Annotated in this window: 12 protein-coding genes; 3 read left to right on the top strand and 9 right to left on the bottom strand. The window is 69.9% G+C overall.

From position 1 onward, the window contains the following. Positions 1 to 29: 29 nt before the first annotated feature. From odhB to mdh, 6 genes are all read right to left on the bottom strand, one after another. A complete protein-coding gene (odhB, locus tag GGD88_RS14160; RefSeq protein ID WP_184436564.1) occupies positions 30 to 1,337 on the bottom strand; it encodes a 2-oxoglutarate dehydrogenase complex dihydrolipoyllysine-residue succinyltransferase in 1,308 nt (435 codons plus the stop codon). Positions 1,338 to 1,432: 95 nt separating this feature from the next. Further along, positions 1,433 to 2,251 (bottom strand): tellurite resistance TerB family protein, encoded by an 819-nt coding sequence (locus GGD88_RS14155; RefSeq protein ID WP_184436562.1) that lies wholly within the window; start codon positions 2,249 to 2,251, stop codon positions 1,433 to 1,435. A 91-nt stretch (positions 2,252 to 2,342) separates the two neighbouring features. Further along, positions 2,343 to 5,315: a 2-oxoglutarate dehydrogenase E1 component gene (locus GGD88_RS14150; RefSeq protein WP_184436560.1), complete on the bottom strand. Its 2,973-nt coding sequence runs from the start codon at positions 5,313 to 5,315 to the stop codon at positions 2,343 to 2,345. Positions 5,316 to 5,747: 432 nt separating this feature from the next. Further along, positions 5,748 to 6,623: a succinate--CoA ligase subunit alpha gene (gene sucD / locus GGD88_RS14145; protein ID WP_184436558.1), complete on the bottom strand. Its 876-nt coding sequence runs from the start codon at positions 6,621 to 6,623 to the stop codon at positions 5,748 to 5,750. Beyond that, the gene (sucC, locus tag GGD88_RS14140; protein ID WP_184436556.1) at positions 6,623 to 7,822 is read right to left on the bottom strand and encodes an ADP-forming succinate--CoA ligase subunit beta; all 1,200 of its coding nucleotides are present in this window, start codon (positions 7,820 to 7,822) and stop codon (positions 6,623 to 6,625) included. The genes sucD and sucC overlap by 1 nt, the downstream gene beginning before the upstream one ends. A 93-nt stretch (positions 7,823 to 7,915) precedes the next feature. Further along, positions 7,916 to 8,872, bottom strand: coding sequence for a malate dehydrogenase (mdh, locus tag GGD88_RS14135; RefSeq protein ID WP_184436554.1), 957 nt, complete (start codon positions 8,870 to 8,872; stop codon positions 7,916 to 7,918). 305 nt (positions 8,873 to 9,177) lie between these two features. Here mdh and chrA point away from each other — a divergent pair, with 305 nt between their 5' ends. Further along, positions 9,178 to 10,413: a chromate efflux transporter gene (gene chrA / locus GGD88_RS14130; protein WP_184436552.1), complete on the top strand. Its 1,236-nt coding sequence runs from the start codon at positions 9,178 to 9,180 to the stop codon at positions 10,411 to 10,413. Positions 10,414 to 10,427: 14 nt separating this feature from the next. Here chrA and GGD88_RS14125 read toward each other — a convergent pair whose 3' ends face one another. Together GGD88_RS14125 and soxC are read right to left on the bottom strand one after the other, a co-directional pair. After that, entirely contained in the window at positions 10,428 to 11,183 is a 756-nt protein-coding gene (locus GGD88_RS14125; protein WP_184436550.1) for a c-type cytochrome, read from the bottom strand. Further along, positions 11,167 to 12,498 carry a sulfite dehydrogenase gene (gene soxC / locus GGD88_RS14120; RefSeq protein WP_184436548.1) on the bottom strand — a complete coding sequence of 444 codons (1,332 nt, stop codon included), beginning with the start codon at positions 12,496 to 12,498 and terminating at the stop codon, positions 11,167 to 11,169. Before soxC ends, GGD88_RS14125 begins: the two co-directional genes overlap by 17 nt. Before the next feature lie 359 nt (positions 12,499 to 12,857). On the opposite strand from soxC, the gene GGD88_RS14115 reads away from it, so the two are divergent. After that, positions 12,858 to 13,802: an alpha/beta fold hydrolase gene (locus tag GGD88_RS14115; RefSeq protein ID WP_184436546.1), complete on the top strand. Its 945-nt coding sequence runs from the start codon at positions 12,858 to 12,860 to the stop codon at positions 13,800 to 13,802. Positions 13,803 to 14,003: 201 nt separating this feature from the next. Next, on the top strand, positions 14,004 to 14,492 hold the full coding sequence (locus tag GGD88_RS14110) for a DsrE family protein (protein ID WP_184436544.1): 489 nt from the start codon (positions 14,004 to 14,006) through the stop codon (positions 14,490 to 14,492). 64 nt (positions 14,493 to 14,556) lie between these two features. On the opposite strand, the gene GGD88_RS14105 is transcribed toward GGD88_RS14110, so the two are convergent. After that, entirely contained in the window at positions 14,557 to 14,853 is a 297-nt protein-coding gene (locus tag GGD88_RS14105; RefSeq protein WP_246423785.1) for a ferredoxin family protein, read from the bottom strand. Positions 14,854 to 15,359 lie beyond the last annotated feature (506 nt).

Below are 15,359 nucleotides of genomic sequence, written 5' to 3'. Positions count from 1 at the left end.
CCGAAGGGACGCCCCGCGCCGGGAGCCGATTACATGTCGAGGAGGATCCGCTGCGGATCCTCCAGGCATTCCTTCATCCGCACCAGGCTGCTGACGGCCTCCTTGCCGTCGATGATGCGATGGTCGTAGCTGAGCGCCAGGTACATCATCGGCCGCGCCTGAATGCTGCCGTCGGGCATCACCATCGGCCGCTGCTGGGTCTTGTGCATGCCCAGGATGGCGGACTGCGGCGGGTTGAGGATCGGCGTCGACATGAGCGAGCCGTAGACCCCGCCGTTGGAGATGGTGAAGGTGCCGCCCGTCATCTCCTCCAGGGTCAGGGTGCCGTCGCGCGCCTTCTTGCCGAAGGCGTTGATCTCGGCCTCGATCCCGGCAAAGGACTTGGCGTCGCAGTCGCGCACCACCGGCACCACCAGGCCCTGGGGGCCGCCCACGGCCACGCCGATGTCGTAGTGGTTCTTGTAGACGATGTCGGTGCCGTCGATCTCGGCGTTGACCGCCGGAAATTCGCGCAGCGCCACCACGGCGGCCTTGACGAAGAACGACATGAAGCCCAGCCGCACGCCGTGTTTCTTCTCGAACGCCTCCTTGTAGCGCTCGCGCACCGCCAGGATGGCCGTCATGTCCACCTCGTTGAAGGTGGTGAGCATGGCGGCGGTGTTCTGGGCCTCCTTCAGGCGCTCGGCGATGCGCCGGCGCAGCCGGCTCATCGGCACCCGCTCCTCGCGCGGCTCGTCGGCGCGCGGCCCCTTGGCGGCGGCCGGCGCGGCCGCCGACGGCTTGACCGTCTGCGGGGCGGGGCTCGCCCGCTCCAGGTAGGCCAGCACGTCCTCCTTGGTCAGGCGGCCATCCTTGCCGCTGGCCGGAATCCTGGCCGGATCCAGGCTGCGCTCTTCGACCAGCTTGCGCACCGCCGGCGACAGCGGATGCTCCAGGTTCGCGGTCCCGCCGGCGGGGGCGGCCGGGGCGGGCTTGGACTCGGCGTCGGCCTTGGACTCGGCCGGCGCGGGTTTCGCTTCGGGCTCGGCTTCGGGTTTTGGCGCGGCTTTCGCCTCCTCCGACTCGCCCGCCCCGGACGGGGCCGCGGCCTGGCCCTCGGCGCCCGCCTCCAGGCGCCCGAGAAGGGCGCCCACCTCCACCTCGGCCCCCTCTTCGGCCACGATCTCGGACAGCGCCCCGGCGGCCGGCGCGTTGACCTCGACCGTCACCTTGTCGGTTTCCAGTTCGACCAGAGGCTCGTCGGCCGCGACCGCATCCCCGGCCTTCTTCAGCCACTTGGCCACGGTGGCCTCGCTGACGGATTCGCCCAGGGCGGGCACGGTGATGTCGGTGGCCATCGGTGTTCCTTCCATCCTTTCCAGATCGGGTCGGCGCGGCGGGAGCAGGCGCACCGCAACCCGGCGGCAGTCTCGGGTGGGGCGGCCCCCCGCGGTCAGGCGGTGGAGGCCGCCACGGAGGCGTGCAGGTGCTCGACCAGGGCCGGATCCAGCCGCAACTGGGCCGCCAGCATGGCCAGGTAGCCGCGTTCCGCAGGGCCGTCCGGGTCGATGGCGAGCAGCGAGGCGGCGTAGATCTCGGCCGCCACCTCCGGCCCGGTCACGGCGGCGGTGAGGGCGCGCACATCCATCGGCCGGTTCAACTCGTCCATCACGAAGGCCTTGGCGTCCGGCTCCAGATCGAGGGTGTTCAGGTGTTCGAAGATGCGGCGGTATTCGTCCGCGTCGATGTGACCGTCGGCCTTGGTCGCCATGATCATCGCCTGCAACAGCACCCGCCCCAGGTCCTGGGCGGCGTCGGCGCGCTCGGGTGCTGGCAGAAACGGGCTGTCGGCGGGCGGCGGGGTCCAGCCGGGGGCGTCCGGATCGGGCGACGGTCCGGGGGCCTGCGACGGTCCAGGGGGATGCGGGGCCTGGGTCGGGGTAGCCCCCGTGTCGGGCGGGCGGTTGGCCTGCCAGTCGCGGTAGGCCTTGTAGGCCAGCCCGCCGATCGCCGCCAGGCCGCCGTAGGTGGCGACCTTGCCGGCCACCTTGCGCCCCTTCTTGGAGCCCAGCAGGACCCCGGCGAGGCCGCCGGCCAGGGCGCCGCCGGCCACCCCCGCCCAGGGCGGCAGGCCGGAGCCCGGTGGCGGCGCGCCCGCCTGGGGCGGCGCGGCCGGGGGAGGATGGCCGGCCTGCGGGGCGGGGGGCGAGGACGGAGCACCGGCCCGGCCGGTGCCCAGGAACTGGTCTAGCAGACGTTGCGCGTCGAACATCGAGGGATCCTGCGGGGTCTCCGGTCCGGAGCGGGCGGGGCGGACAGGCGGGCGCGGGGGTGGCGGTCGGCGCCGCCGCCCCCACGCGCCGTCAGGTCACGGAGGCCAGGCCGGTGGCGCGGCGGAAGGGCTGCGGGATTGCATCGGTCGGCCATGTCAGCGCCTGCTCGACCAGGGTCTGTTGCTCGTGGTGGTGGACCCGGGCCACACCGGTGGCCGGCGAGGCCGCCGCCTTGCGCCCCGCATAGTGCGCCCGGTGCGCCTTGTGGTGCAACTCCTCCAGGGCGTACTGCAGCCGCCGGTCCACGAACGTCCAGGCGCCCATGTTGGCCGGCTCCTCCTGACACCAGACCACATCGGCGTTGGGATAGCGCTTGAGCTGGTTCTGCACGCTGTCCTTGGGCCAGGGATAGAGCTGCTCGACGCGCACGATGGCGACGTCGCCGATCTCCTGGTCGCGGCGCGCCTGCAGCAGGTCATAGTAGACCTTGCCCGAGCACAGCACGACCCGGCGCACCTGCGCATCCGGCACCAGGTCGTCGGTCTCCGGGATCACGCGGTAGAAGCGGCCCTGATCGCCGAACGCCTCCAGCGGGCTGACGCACAGCTTGTGGCGCAGCAGTGATTTGGGCGACATGACGACCAGCGGCTTGCGGAAGTTGCGCCGGATCTGACGCCGCAGGGCGTGGAAGTAGTTCGCCGGGGTGGTCATGTTGCAGACCTGCATGTTGTCCTCGGCGCACAGTTGCAAGTACCGCTCCAGGCGGGCCGACGAGTGCTCCGGCCCCTGCCCCTCGAACCCGTGCGGCAGCAGCAGCACCAGCCCCGACATGCGCAGCCACTTGTACTCGGCGGCGCTGATGAACTGGTCGAAGATGACCTGAGCGCCGTTGGCGAAGTCGCCGAACTGCGCCTCCCACAGCACCAGGGCCATCGGGTCCTGCGCCGAATACCCGTACTCGAAGCCCAGCACGGCGTATTCCGACAGCGGGCTGTCGACGACCTCGAACGACGCCTGGCCCTGGCGGATGTGGTTGAGGGGGCGGTAGCGCTTCTCGTTGGTCTGGTCCACCAGCACGGCGTGGCGGTGCGAGAAGGTGCCGCGCCCGCTGTCCTGCCCGGACAGGCGCACACGGTGGCCCTCCAGCAGCAGGGTGCCGAAGGCCAGCGCCTCGGCGGTGGCCCAGTCGATGCCCTGGCCGGTCTCCAGCATCTTCGCCTTGGCCTTGAGCTGGCGGGCGATCTTGGAGTTCAGGTCGAACCCGTCGGGCGGGGTCGAAATGGCCTGGAAGACCTCGCGCAGCGCATGGTCCTTGGCCCCGGTGGCGTACTGCTTGTACTCCTCCTCGCCGAAGGCGGCCTCCAGCCCCTCCCAGGTGCCGAGCAGCCAGTCGGCCCGGTTCGGACGATAGGAGTCGCCGCCCTGGAAGGCCGTCTCCATACGGTCGAGGTAGCGGGCGTGCATGCCGTCGACCTCCTCCTGCGACAGCAGGCCGGAGGCCACGATGTGCTTGGTATAGACCTCGCGCACGGTGGCGTGCTCGGCAATGCGCTTGTACATCCGCGGCTGGGTGAAGGCCGGTTCGTCGCTCTCGTTGTGGCCGTGGCGGCGATAGCACACGATGTCCAGAACGACGTCGGTGTTGAACGTCTGGCGGAACTCGATGGCGACCCGGGCGGCGTGCACGACGGCCTCGGGGTTGTCGCCGTTGACGTGCAGAATCGGCGCCTGGATCATCTTGGCGATGTCCGTGCAGTACTGCCCCGAGCGGGCATACTGCGGGTTGGTCGTAAAGCCGATCTGGTTGTTGACGACGATGTGGATCGTGCCGCCGGTGCGATAGCCGTTCAGGTGCGCCAGCGCGAAGCACTCCGCCACCACGCCCTGGGCGGCCATGGCGGCGTCGCCGTGGAGCAGCAGGCCCAGCACACGGTCGCGCTTGATGTCGCCGCTCTGGGTCTGGCGGGCGCGCACCTTGCCCAGCACCACCGGGTCGACGGCCTCCAGGTGCGACGGGTTGGCGTTGAGCGAGACGTGGACCGTGCGGCCGTCGAACTGGCGGTCGGCGGACGTGCCCAGGTGGTACTTCACGTCGCCGGAGCCCTGCACGTCCTCCGGATTGGCGGGATTGCCCTCGAATTCGCTGAAGATGGCCTCCAGCGGCTTATGCAGGATGTGGGTCAGCACGTTCAGGCGGCCCCGATGGGCCATGCCGACGACCACGTGCTCCAGGCCGAGCTGACTGCCGCGCTTCAGAATCTGCTCGATCGCCGGGATCACGCTCTCGGCCCCTTCCAGGCCGAACCGTTTGGTGCCGACATACTTGCGGTGCAGGAACTGCTCGAAGCTCTCGGCCTCGATGATGCGCTGCATGATGGCCTTGCGGCCGATGTCGGTGAACGCGGTCCGGTTGAGTTCGCTCTCCACCCGGCGCTGGATCCACGCCTTCTGGTCCGGGTACTGGATGTGCATGAACTCGACACCGATGTGGCCGCAGTAGGTCTCGCGCACCACCTCGATGATCTTACGCAGGGTGGCCGACTCCAGCCCCAGCACGTTGTCGATGAAGATCTCGCGGTCCAGGTCGGCGTCGCTGAAGCCGTAGGAGTGGTAATCCAGCTCCGGATGCGGCTCCGGCTCGGTCAGACCGAGCGGATCCAGATCGGCCTCCAGATGGCCGCGCACGCGATAGGCGCGGATCATCATCAGGACGCGGATGGAATCCAGGGTCCGCGAGCGCGCCTCCTCTTCCGACAAGCCGGCCGCGGCGGCGGCTGCGCCCGACTCCCGGGCCTTGCCCTTGGCCTTCTCCTTTTCCTTGAGGGCGACCGCCTCGGGGTCGGGTGTGCCGATGACGTGGCGGCCGTTGCGGTTCCAGGACGGTCCGCGCAGCTCGGCGCGGATGTCGTCGGCCCCGTCGCGCAGCTCGTCGAAGAAGGCGCGCCAGCCCGGCTCGACGCGCTCGGGCGCCTCCAGGTAACGCTCGTACAGTTCCGCGATGTAGGTGGCGTTGGCGCCGGTGAGGAAGGAGGCGGAGAAGCGGGGGTCGTGTACGGTATCCATCGTGACGCGGTCGAACGCGGCCTTGCTGCCGCGTCTCCTCCTGGTTCGGGCTCCGTCCCGGGCTTGGCGGAGCGGCGGCGCGACGATCCGGATCACGGTGTCCCGGCGAACCGGGGCGGCGTGTGGGGTCCAGCCCCCGGCAACCGAACCGCCGCTGGACGACGACCCGGGCGTGCCGCCGCCCGGGTCATCCTGGTCAGACCATGTACATTAGCGCGGTTCGCGATCACTCGGAACCACGTCGTGGTTCCGAGTGATCGCGTGAATCCGCGCAAAATATATGAATCACAGCCGATTATCGCGAGAAACCGAAATCGCGCCGCGAGTCCGGTTTCTCGCAATCGGCTGCAGGCACCCGGGCCGAGTCGTGCCATCCCCTTGTCACCGTTCCGACCCATGACAGGCGGCGGCGGCCGACCCGGCCGCCGGGGGTCAGCCCTTCATGGCGGTCAGCATGGTGTCGCCCAGCGCGGCCGGGCTGTCGGCAACGTGGATGCCGGCGGCGCGCATGGCCTCGATCTTGGCGTCGGCCGTACCCTTGCCGCCGCTGATGATGGCGCCGGCGTGGCCCATGCGCTTGCCGGGCGGGGCGGTGCGGCCGGCGATGAAGCCCACGGTCGGCTTCTTGACCTTCGACTTGGCCAGGAACTCGGCCGCCTCTTCCTCGGCCGAGCCGCCGATCTCGCCGATCATGACGATGCCCTGGGTGTCGTCGTCGGCCAGGAACATCTCCAGGCAGTCGATGAAGTTGGTGCCGTTGACCGGGTCGCCACCGATGCCGATGCAGGTGGTCTGGCCCAGACCCGCGGCCGTGGTCTGCGCCACCGCCTCATAGGTCAGGGTGCCGGAGCGCGAGACCACACCGATCTTGCCCGGGGTGTGGATGTGGCCCGGCATGATGCCGATCTTGCACTGGTCGGGGGTGATGACGCCCGGGCAGTTGGGACCGATCAGGCGCGTCTTCGAATGCCCCAGGGCGCGCTTGACCCGCACCATGTCCATCACCGGAATACCCTCGGTGATGCAGACCACCAGCTCGATCTCGGCGTCGACCGCCTCCAGGATGGCGTCGGCGGCGAACGGCGGCGGGACGTAGATCACGGAGGCGTTGCAGCCGGTCTTCTCGCGGGCCTCGGCGACGGTGTCGAACACCGGCAGGTCGAGGTGGGTGGTGCCGCCCTTGCCCGGCGTCACGCCACCGACCATCTTGGTGCCGTAGGCCACCGCCTGTTCGGAATGGAAGGTGCCCTGGCTGCCGGTGAAGCCCTGGCAGATGACCTTGGTGTTGCTGTCGACGAGAACCGCCATTACTGCGCCTCCTTCACGGCCTTGACCACCTTCTCGGCGGCGTCGGCAAGGTTGTCGGCGGCGATGATCGGCAGCCCCGACTCCGCCATGATCTTCTTGCCCAGCTCGACGTTGGTGCCCTCCAGGCGCACCACCAGGGGCACGTTGAGGCTGACCTCCTTGGCGGCGGCGATCACGCCCTCGGCGATGACGTCGCAGCGCATGATGCCGCCGAAGATGTTGATCAGGATGCCCTCGACGTTGGGGTCGGACAGGATGATCTTGAAGGCCGTGGTGACCCGCTCCTTGGTGGCGCCGCCGCCCACGTCCAGGAAGTTGGCCGGCTCGGCGCCATACAGCTTGATGATGTCCATGGTGGCCATGGCGAGGCCGGCCCCGTTCACCATGCAGCCGATGGACCCGTCGAGCTTGATGTAGTTGAGGTCGTGCTTGGTCGCCTCCAGCTCGGCCGGATCCTCCTCGTCCTCGTCGCGCAGCTCCGAAATCTCCGGATGGCGATAGAGCGCGTTGGAGTCGAAATTCATCTTGCAGTCCAGCGGGATCACCTCGCCGTCGCCGGTGACGACCAGCGGGTTGATCTCCAGCATGGAGGCGTCGGTGTCGGTGAACGCCTTGTACAGGGCCATCAGCATCCGGGTGGCGCTCTTCACCTGGCCGCCCGTGAGCCCCAGGCCGAAGGCGACCTTGCGGCAGTGGAACGCCTGGATGCCGGTGGCCGGGTCGATCGACTGCAGGATGATCTTATCCGGCGTCTCCTCGGCCACCGTCTCGATCTCCACGCCGCCCTCGGTGGAGGCCATGATGGTGACCCGGCTGGTGGCGCGGTCGATCAGCATGGACAGGTACAGCTCGCGCCGGATGTCGCAGCCGGACTCGATGTAGACGCGCTTGACCTGCTTGCCGTCCGGACCGGACTGGTGCGTGACCAGGGTGTTGCCGAGCATCTGGGAGGCGTTCTCGCGCACCGCGTCGACCGACTTCACCACGCGCACACCGCCGGCCTCGCCCGCCTCGGACTCCTTGAAGCGCCCCTTGCCGCGGCCGCCGGCGTGGATCTGGCTCTTGACGACGTAGACCGGGCCGTCGAGCCCGCGCGCGACCTGTTCGGCCTCCTCCGGCGTGTAGGCGACGCCGCCCTTCAGCACCGGCACGCCGTACTTCGCCAGCACCTGCTTGGCCTGATACTCATGAATGTTCATTGGGTGGATTCCCCGTTCTGCCTGGGTCTTGTGCCGACTCCCGGTGCCGGCGGAGGACCCGCGCCCCGCCGGCCACGACCGGGACCGCGCCGCCTACTGGGGCATCAGCTCGCGCGAGGCGGCGACGAGACCGCGCACGGACTCCACCGACTTGTCGAACATCGCCTTCTCTTCGGCGTTCATGTCGATATCCACGATCTTCTCGACGCCGCCGGCGCCCAGCACCACCGGCACGCCCACATACAGGCCGTCGAGCCCGAACACGCCGTCGCACCAGGCCGCACAGGGCAGCACGCGCTTCTTGTCCTTCAGGTAGGCCTCGGCCATCTGCACGGCCGCCGCCGCCGGCGCGTAGAACGCCGAGCCGGTTTTCAGCAGGCCGACGATCTCGGCGCCGCCGTCGCGGGTGCGCTGCACGATCTGGTCCAGGCGCTCCTGCGTGGTCCAGCCCATCTTGACCAGATCCGGCAGCGGGATGCCGGCCACCGTGGAGTAGCGCGTCAGCGGCACCATGGTGTCGCCGTGGCCACCCAGGACGAACGCGGTGACGTCCTCGACCGAGACCTTGAACTCGTCGGCCAGGAAGTAGCGGAAGCGCGCGCTGTCGAGCACGCCGGCCATGCCGACCACCTTCTCGTGCGGCAGACCCGACAGCTCGCGCAGGACCCACACCATGGCATCCAGCGGGTTGGTGATGCAGATGACGAAGGCATCCGGGCAGTGGGTCTTGATGCCCTCGCCCACCGCCGCCATCACCTTGGCGTTGGTGCCGATCAGGTCGTCGCGCGACATGCCCGGCTTGCGGGGCACGCCGGCGGTGACGATCACCACGTCGGCGCCGGCGATCACGCTGTAGTCATTGGCGCCGCCGTAGGCCGCGTCGCAGCCCTCGACGGGCGTGGACTCGGCGATGTCCAGGGCCTTGCCCTGCGGCACGCCTTCGGCGATGTCGAACAGCACCACATCGCCCAGTTCCTTCAGGCCGATGAGGTGCGCGAGGGTGCCGCCGATGTTGCCGGCGCCGACCAGTGCGATCTTTTTGCGTGCCATGACCGTCCTCTCATCCACTAGACCGATATGGGACCCCGTACCGCTGCGCCACATACGAAGATGTGTGCGAGGGCAGGGATTCGCGCAAGGCGCGAGGGTCGGGAAGTTGGGTGTTTTGGTAACGTGATTCCGACGCGGGAGCAAGGGCCGTTCCCCGCCGAGTCGCGTCGCGCGGGGGCCTCGCGCGCATGACGGATCCATGACATTTGTCAAGAAAAACCGCGTCCTCCCTTGCCCTCTGCCGGTTGCTGCGGAACGCTGCGCGGCACCGCCGAGACGGACCCGCGCCAGGAGGACCGCCCCCGATGCCCGACCCCGCCACTCAACCACCCGCCTCGGCGCCCGGCGCGGCCTCGCCCTGGGTCGTGTTCCTGGTCTTCCTGCGCCTCGGCCTGACCAGCTTCGGCGGCCCGGTGGCCCATCTGGGCTACTTCCGCGCCGAACTGGTGGAGCGCCGTCGGTGGCTGACGGACGCCGCCTACGCCGACCTGGTGGCCCTGTGCCAGTTCCTGCCCGGCCCGGCGAGCAGTCAGGTGGGGTTGGGCCTGGGCATGCACCGGGCCGGCCCGCTGGGCGCCCTCGCCGCCTGGGCTGGGTTCACGCTGCCGTCGGCGCTGGCGCTGGCGCTGGCCGCGCTGGGGGTGGCCGCGCTCGACCCGGGCGGGGACAGCGGCTGGCTGCGCGGCCTGAAGATCGTCGCCGCCGCCGTGGTGGCGCAGGCGGTGTGGGGCATGGCGCGCACCCTGGCCCCCGACCGGCCGCGCGCCACGCTGGCGCTGGCGGCGGCGGCCCTGGTCCTGGTGTGGCCGCTGACCGGGTTGCCGCTTGTGGTGGGGCAACTCGTACCGATCGCCGTCGGCGCACTGGTGGGCTGGATGCTGTTCCGCGGCGAGCCGGCGACGGACGCCGACCACCTCCACGTCGGCCTGAGCCGACGGGCGGGCGCGAGCTGCCTCGCGGGGCTGGCGGTGCTGCTGGTCGCGCTGCCGCTGCTGGCGGCGGCGACCGCCGAGCCGGCGGTCCGCCTGGTCGACGGCATGGTGCGCGCCGGGTCGCTGGTGTTCGGCGGCGGACACGTGGTGCTGCCGCTGCTACAGGCCGAGGTGGTGCCGACCGGGTTGGTGGACCGCGAGGCGTTCCTGGCCGGCTATGGCCTGGCGCAGGCGGTCCCGGGGCCGCTGTTCACGCTCTCGTCGTTCCTGGGGGCGGCGGCCGGCGGCACCGTGCTGGCGAGCCTCGCGCTGGCGGCGCTGGCGACGGTGGCGATCTTCGTCCCCGCCGCCCTGCTGCTGTTCGGCGCGTTGCCGTTCTGGGGCGCGCTGCGGCAGGCGCCGGCGGCGCGGGCGGCCCTGACCGGAGTCAACGCCGCCGTGGTCGGGCTGCTGCTGGCGGCGTTCTACGATCCGGTGTTCGTCAGCGCCGTGGACGCGCCGATCCACGTTGCCCTGGGGCTGGCCGCCTTCCTGGCGTTGCACATCTGGACGGCGCCGCCGTGGCTGGTGGTGCTCGGCGGCGCTGGCCTGGCGGGCGCGGTGCTGTAGGGGCGCCGGCCCCCCTAGTCGATGCTGATCCCCGGGGCGTCGCTGTCATCGTCCGGGGTCACGTCGATGATCCGGGCCCGGCCGACGACCTTGGTCGCCACGTCGCAGTCGGTCATGCAGAGCGTCGCCGGCTGGGCGTCCGGCCGGTCGTCGGGGATGAAGCCGTCACGGTTCGGCATCTCGATATCGCCGATGGTCTCGTGGCTCAGCACCATCTCGTCGTCGTCGATGACGAAGTTGATGTAGAGCAGGTAGGCGGTCAGCGCGTAGGCCTGATCGGCGGTCAGCGTCTGGGCCTGCCCGAACGGCATGGCGCGGTAGATGTAGTCCCACAGCGTCGAGGCGTAGGGCCAGTAGCTGCCCGGGGTCTTCACCGGGTCGTGGCTGTCCAGGGTGCCCTCGCCCCCGAACAGCACGGGGTAGCGGTCGACCCCCTCGCCGAACTCGCCGTGGCACGACGCGCAGTGGGTCATGAACAGGGCCTCGCCCTCGGCGGCGGTGCCCTGCCCCGGCACGGCCCCGGCGCCGTCCGGATGGACGTCGATGTCCCAGCCATCGACCTCCTCGGGCGTGGCCGGGCGGCCCAGATCATAGGTCTTGCCGGGGTCCAGCTCGAAGGCGGCGACGGGCGCGGCGGCCGGGGCGGCGACGGCCAGCGCCAGCGCGCCGGCCACGACGGTGCGCGCGACGGTGCGAGCCCAGGGATGATCCCAGGAGTTATCCCAGGACTTATCCCAGGACTTATCCCAGGACTTATCCAAGACGGACATTCTCCACCTCCCCGGTCTTGTTCACCAGCCAGGTCTGGATGGCGTTGTTGTGGTAGATCGAGTTAACGCCGCGCACCTGCTGCAACGCATTCATGGTGGGCTGCACGTAGCCGGTATCGTCCACCACCCGGCTCTGCAACAGCACCTCGTCGCCGGTCCACTCGAACTCGGCGTTGAAGCAGGTCAGGCACTTGGGCAGCACCGGGTCGGGCAGCCGGGCCTGCATCCAGTTGCGGCCGCCGTCGGTGCTGACGTGCACCTCCTTCACCGTGCCGCGGCCGGACCAGGCCAGGCCCTTGATCTGATTGATGCCCTTGTGCAGCACCGGCTTCTCCGGACAGGGGCCGGTGATGACCGACTTGGCGTCCATCTCCCAGGTGAAGTAGCGCGCCTTGCCGTTGGCCAGCAGGTCGGTGTACTTCGAGGTCTCCTCACGCGCGAACCAGGGCTGGTCGCCGACCTCGATGCGGCGGATCCACTTGACCCACATGTTGCCTTCCCAGCCGGGCAGCACCAAGCGCAGCGGATAGCCGTTGGCGGGGCGCAGCATCTCGCCGTTCATGGCGTAGGCCAGGATGGCGTCGTCCAGCGCCTTCTCCAGCGGGATCGAGCGGTTCATGCCGGAGGCGTCGCCACCCTCGGCCATCAGCCATGTGCCGTTCGGCTTCACCCCCACCTGGTCCAGGATCACGCGCAGCGGCACGCCGGTGTACTGCACGCAATGGATCATCCCGTGGGTGTACTGCACACCGTTGAGCTGGGCGCCGCGCCACTCCATGCCGCTGTTGGCGGCGCACTCCAGGAAGTGGAACCGGCTCACCGCCGGGAAGCGCAGGATGTCCTCCATGCTGAAGACCATCGGCGTATCAACCAGGCCGTTGATCATCAGGCGGAAGTCCACCGGGTTGACCTCGGCGACCCCGGCGTGGTGGCGCTCGAAACACAAGCCGTTCGGCGTGACGAAGCCGTGCAGGTCCTGGATCGGCGTGAAGTTGACCGACGATTCGGTGGTCGCGGTCAGCCAACGCACGTTGCGCCGCACCACATGGGACTCGTACTCCGACGGCAGGCCGTAGGGCGCGGCCTCGACACCGTCGCCCAGATACTTGCTCCACCACGGCACGTTGGGCGGCAGATTGGCGGGATCCGCCTCGACCGCCGCGGCCGGCCCCGACCGTCCCAGCACGGCGCCGGCCGCGGCTGCCCCGGCCAGACCCGCCCCGGTCCTGAGAAACTGGCGTCTTGCGTGTGAGGACGGGCGCGCGCCCGTGGTGTTGCGGGCGTCGTCGACCGACGCCCCCTTGGTCCCGTCCATGCGGTCCTCCCCGTATCACGTTGATTGCAGTTCTTTTTTTGCTGGTCCACGTCCGGCCGCGCGGGCGGCCCGGACGCGAAATATTAGATAACTCTAACAAAGTGCCCGGGGGGTGCAAGCCATAATGCGGCCGGCCGTCCTCACCACCGGCCGCGTCCAGGGATCGGTGGGACGATCGTCTGTGGCATCATGACCCGGATCGGATATGATAAAACCCTAAAGCACGCACCGGTCACGCGCTCGCCGCGAGGACCCGGCTCGGTGTCGGCCGGCGCGGGCGCCGCGCCACCGATGCGCCTTAATCAACCAACCACCGGCAACCAACCACCGGCAACCAAACCACAGGGAGGAGATCCGTCATGACCATCCTGCGACGGCGCGCCCCGACGCGCGCCTCCGCCCCGCCCCGCCCCGCCCGCACGGGCCTCGCGGCAACCCTGGCGGCGGGGATCGCCGCAGCCGCCCTCATCGCCCCGCCGGCCCTGGCCGAGGAGGTGACCCTCACCCACGACGGCCTGACCCTGGTGGCCGAGCACGTGGTGCCGCCCGAGAGCGACCCGATCGGGCCGACCGTGCTCATCACCCACGGCACCCTGGCGCACAACAAGATGGAGACCATCCAGGCCATCCAGAGCGTCCTGGCCGAGCGCAACATCAACTCGCTGGCCATCACCCTCAGCCTGGGGGTCGACAACCGCCACGGCAGCTTCGACTGCACGCAGCCGCATCGCCACAGGCACACCGACGCCATGGCCGAGATCGGCGCCTGGGTGGACTGGCTCAAGGGAGAGGGGGTCAACGCCATCACCCTGCTGGGCCATTCGCGCGGCGGCAACCAGACCGCCTGGTACGCGGCCGAGAGCGACGACCGCGCCGTCCGCGGCGTGGTGCTGGTGGCGCCCGCGCTGTGGGACGCCGACGCTTTCGCGGCGCAGTACGAGGCGGTCACCGGCACCCCGCTGGCGGACGTCTTGGCGGAGGCGCGCGCCCTGGAGCCGGACGCCCTCCTGTCCCTGGACCGCTTCCTGTACTGCGATGACGCCCAGGTGGCGGCCGGAACGGTACTGGACTATTACGCGGACGACGCCCGCCGCAACACGCCCACCCTGCTGTCGGACATCGCGGTGCCGACCGTGGTCGTGGTCGGGACCGCGGACGACGTCGTGCCCGGGCTGCTGGCCAACCTCGACGGGGTCGAGGGCGAGAACGTGATGATCAAGGTCGTGCAGGGCGCCACGCACTACTTCCGCGACCTGTACACCGAAGACATCGCCGACGCGGTCGAGATCGCCATGGGGCGGTAGGCGCGCATCGGTGGCCAGCCCCGACACGCCGCGCGCGTGCCGGGGCGCGGTCGCGCGCAAAACCGCGCGCCGACCGGCCGCCGGCCCCGGCGTTCCTCCCAAGAGCGGCCCCCCAAGAGCGGTCCCTCAAGAGCGGTCCCTCAAGACACGCCCCGCTGACGACACCCCCGCAACGAACGAGCGGAAAAGGACGACGCCCCGATGACGGTCCCCTTCCCTGCCCGGCGGTTGCGCCGCCTCCTGACCCTGGCGGCCGCCCTGATCCTTGGCGCGGCCGCGGCCGCCCTCCCCGCCCGCGCCGGCGAGACGACGACCACCCTGTCGGACCCGCAGCCCGGCTTCGACACGCCGCGCCAGATCATCCTCCAGCTCACCACCGCAGACGCAGGCGAGGCCAACAGCATCCTGTGGAACGCCATCAACCTGCAGAAGTTCTACGGCATGGACAACGTGGAGATCGCCGTCATCGCCTACGGCCAGGGCATGGACATGCTCTATCGCGACAGCCCGATCGCCGCGCGCATCGCCAGTCAGTTGAAGTACGGCATCGAGTACGTGGCCTGTGGCAACACCATGGAGACCACGGGCCACAGCCCGGACGACCTCGTCGCCGGCGTGGACTGGGTCCAGGCCGGGATCGCCGAGATCGTCGAACGCGACCTGCGCGGCTGGATCACGGTCGCCCCCTGACGCGCCGGAGTCTCCGAGGCGAGAGGCGACCGTGCCCGCCGGCGCCGCGCAGCGCCGGCGCGGATCAGCCGAACTTGAACTGGATGCCGTAGCCGCCGCGCGGATAGTTCCAGTCCAGCAGGCCGGTCCCCTCGGTCAGCACGCGGCAGGTGCCGCACTCCATGCAGCCGTCGGGAATGACCTCGACGGTGCCGTCGTCGGCCCGCTGGTAACAGCCGGCCGGACACACCTTGACCAGCGTCAGAAGCACCTCTTCCGGCACGGTATGGGGTGCGATGCACACGTGGGGTCGCCCCTCGTCCACCTTGTAGCGGTTCTGGTAGAGCTTGTCCTCCACCTTCACGGACATGCTGTCCAGCATCGCGCCTCTCCTTGCATGAGCGTCGCCTGAGCGTCGCAGGATCATCGTCACAGGATCGCCGTCGCAGGCCGCAGACCGGACCCGAAACCCGCCACGGGATCGGGGACGCACCGCGGACGGTCGCCCCCCCTTGTCTCTCTCTACCGTACCCCGCGCCGTGCCGTCCAGAACCCACCGCGCGGCCCTTGGGTCGAACATTGCATTTTTCACCCGCATAGCGGCTATAACCCCAATTTCAACTCGGTGCTTGCCTTGGAGCATCCCCATAGTGCATGTGTGTATCCGTCGGCTTCCGCCCGCCCCGGGGCCGATCGGCTGCGGCGTGACCCCGGACCCGGGGCGCCCGTCCCGTCGCCAGGGGCTGACCCCATCACCGTCATGAGGAGACGATGGCATGAGCACCGGTCCGCACCCCCCCGGTCCGCGCATGGTCGTGTGCATCAAGCAGGTGCCGGACAGCGCCCAGATCCGGGTGCATCCGGTGACCAACACCATCATGCGCCAGG

Origin of the sequence: Roseospira goensis (assembly GCF_014197795.1) — a bacterium.
Classification (GTDB): domain Bacteria; phylum Pseudomonadota; class Alphaproteobacteria; order Rhodospirillales; family Rhodospirillaceae; genus Rhodospira; species Rhodospira goensis.
The sequence above is the reverse complement of the archived record's forward strand: the minus strand, read 5'-3'. Positions and strand labels throughout refer to the sequence as shown.

What these genes read in the sequence shown, in the direction of transcription:
- odhB (WP_184436564.1), bottom strand. Translation starts at nt 1,337, where the DNA reads ATGGCCACCGACATCACCGTGCCCGCCCTGGGCGAATCCGTCAGCGAG.
- GGD88_RS14155 (WP_184436562.1), bottom strand. Translation starts at nt 2,251, where the DNA reads ATGTTCGACGCGCAACGTCTGCTAGACCAGTTCCTGGGCACCGGCCGG.
- GGD88_RS14150 (WP_184436560.1), bottom strand. Translation starts at nt 5,315, where the DNA reads ATGGATACCGTACACGACCCCCGCTTCTCCGCCTCCTTCCTCACCGGC.
- sucD (WP_184436558.1), bottom strand. Translation starts at nt 6,623, where the DNA reads ATGGCGGTTCTCGTCGACAGCAACACCAAGGTCATCTGCCAGGGCTTC.
- sucC (WP_184436556.1), bottom strand. Translation starts at nt 7,822, where the DNA reads ATGAACATTCATGAGTATCAGGCCAAGCAGGTGCTGGCGAAGTACGGC.
- mdh (WP_184436554.1), bottom strand. Translation starts at nt 8,872, where the DNA reads ATGGCACGCAAAAAGATCGCACTGGTCGGCGCCGGCAACATCGGCGGC.
- chrA (WP_184436552.1), top strand. Translation starts at nt 9,178, where the DNA reads ATGCCCGACCCCGCCACTCAACCACCCGCCTCGGCGCCCGGCGCGGCC.
- GGD88_RS14125 (WP_184436550.1), bottom strand. Translation starts at nt 11,183, where the DNA reads ATGTCCGTCTTGGATAAGTCCTGGGATAAGTCCTGGGATAAGTCCTGG.
- soxC (WP_184436548.1), bottom strand. Translation starts at nt 12,498, where the DNA reads ATGGACGGGACCAAGGGGGCGTCGGTCGACGACGCCCGCAACACCACG.
- GGD88_RS14115 (WP_184436546.1), top strand. Translation starts at nt 12,858, where the DNA reads ATGACCATCCTGCGACGGCGCGCCCCGACGCGCGCCTCCGCCCCGCCC.
- GGD88_RS14110 (WP_184436544.1), top strand. Translation starts at nt 14,004, where the DNA reads ATGACGGTCCCCTTCCCTGCCCGGCGGTTGCGCCGCCTCCTGACCCTG.
- GGD88_RS14105 (WP_246423785.1), bottom strand. Translation starts at nt 14,853, where the DNA reads ATGCTGGACAGCATGTCCGTGAAGGTGGAGGACAAGCTCTACCAGAAC.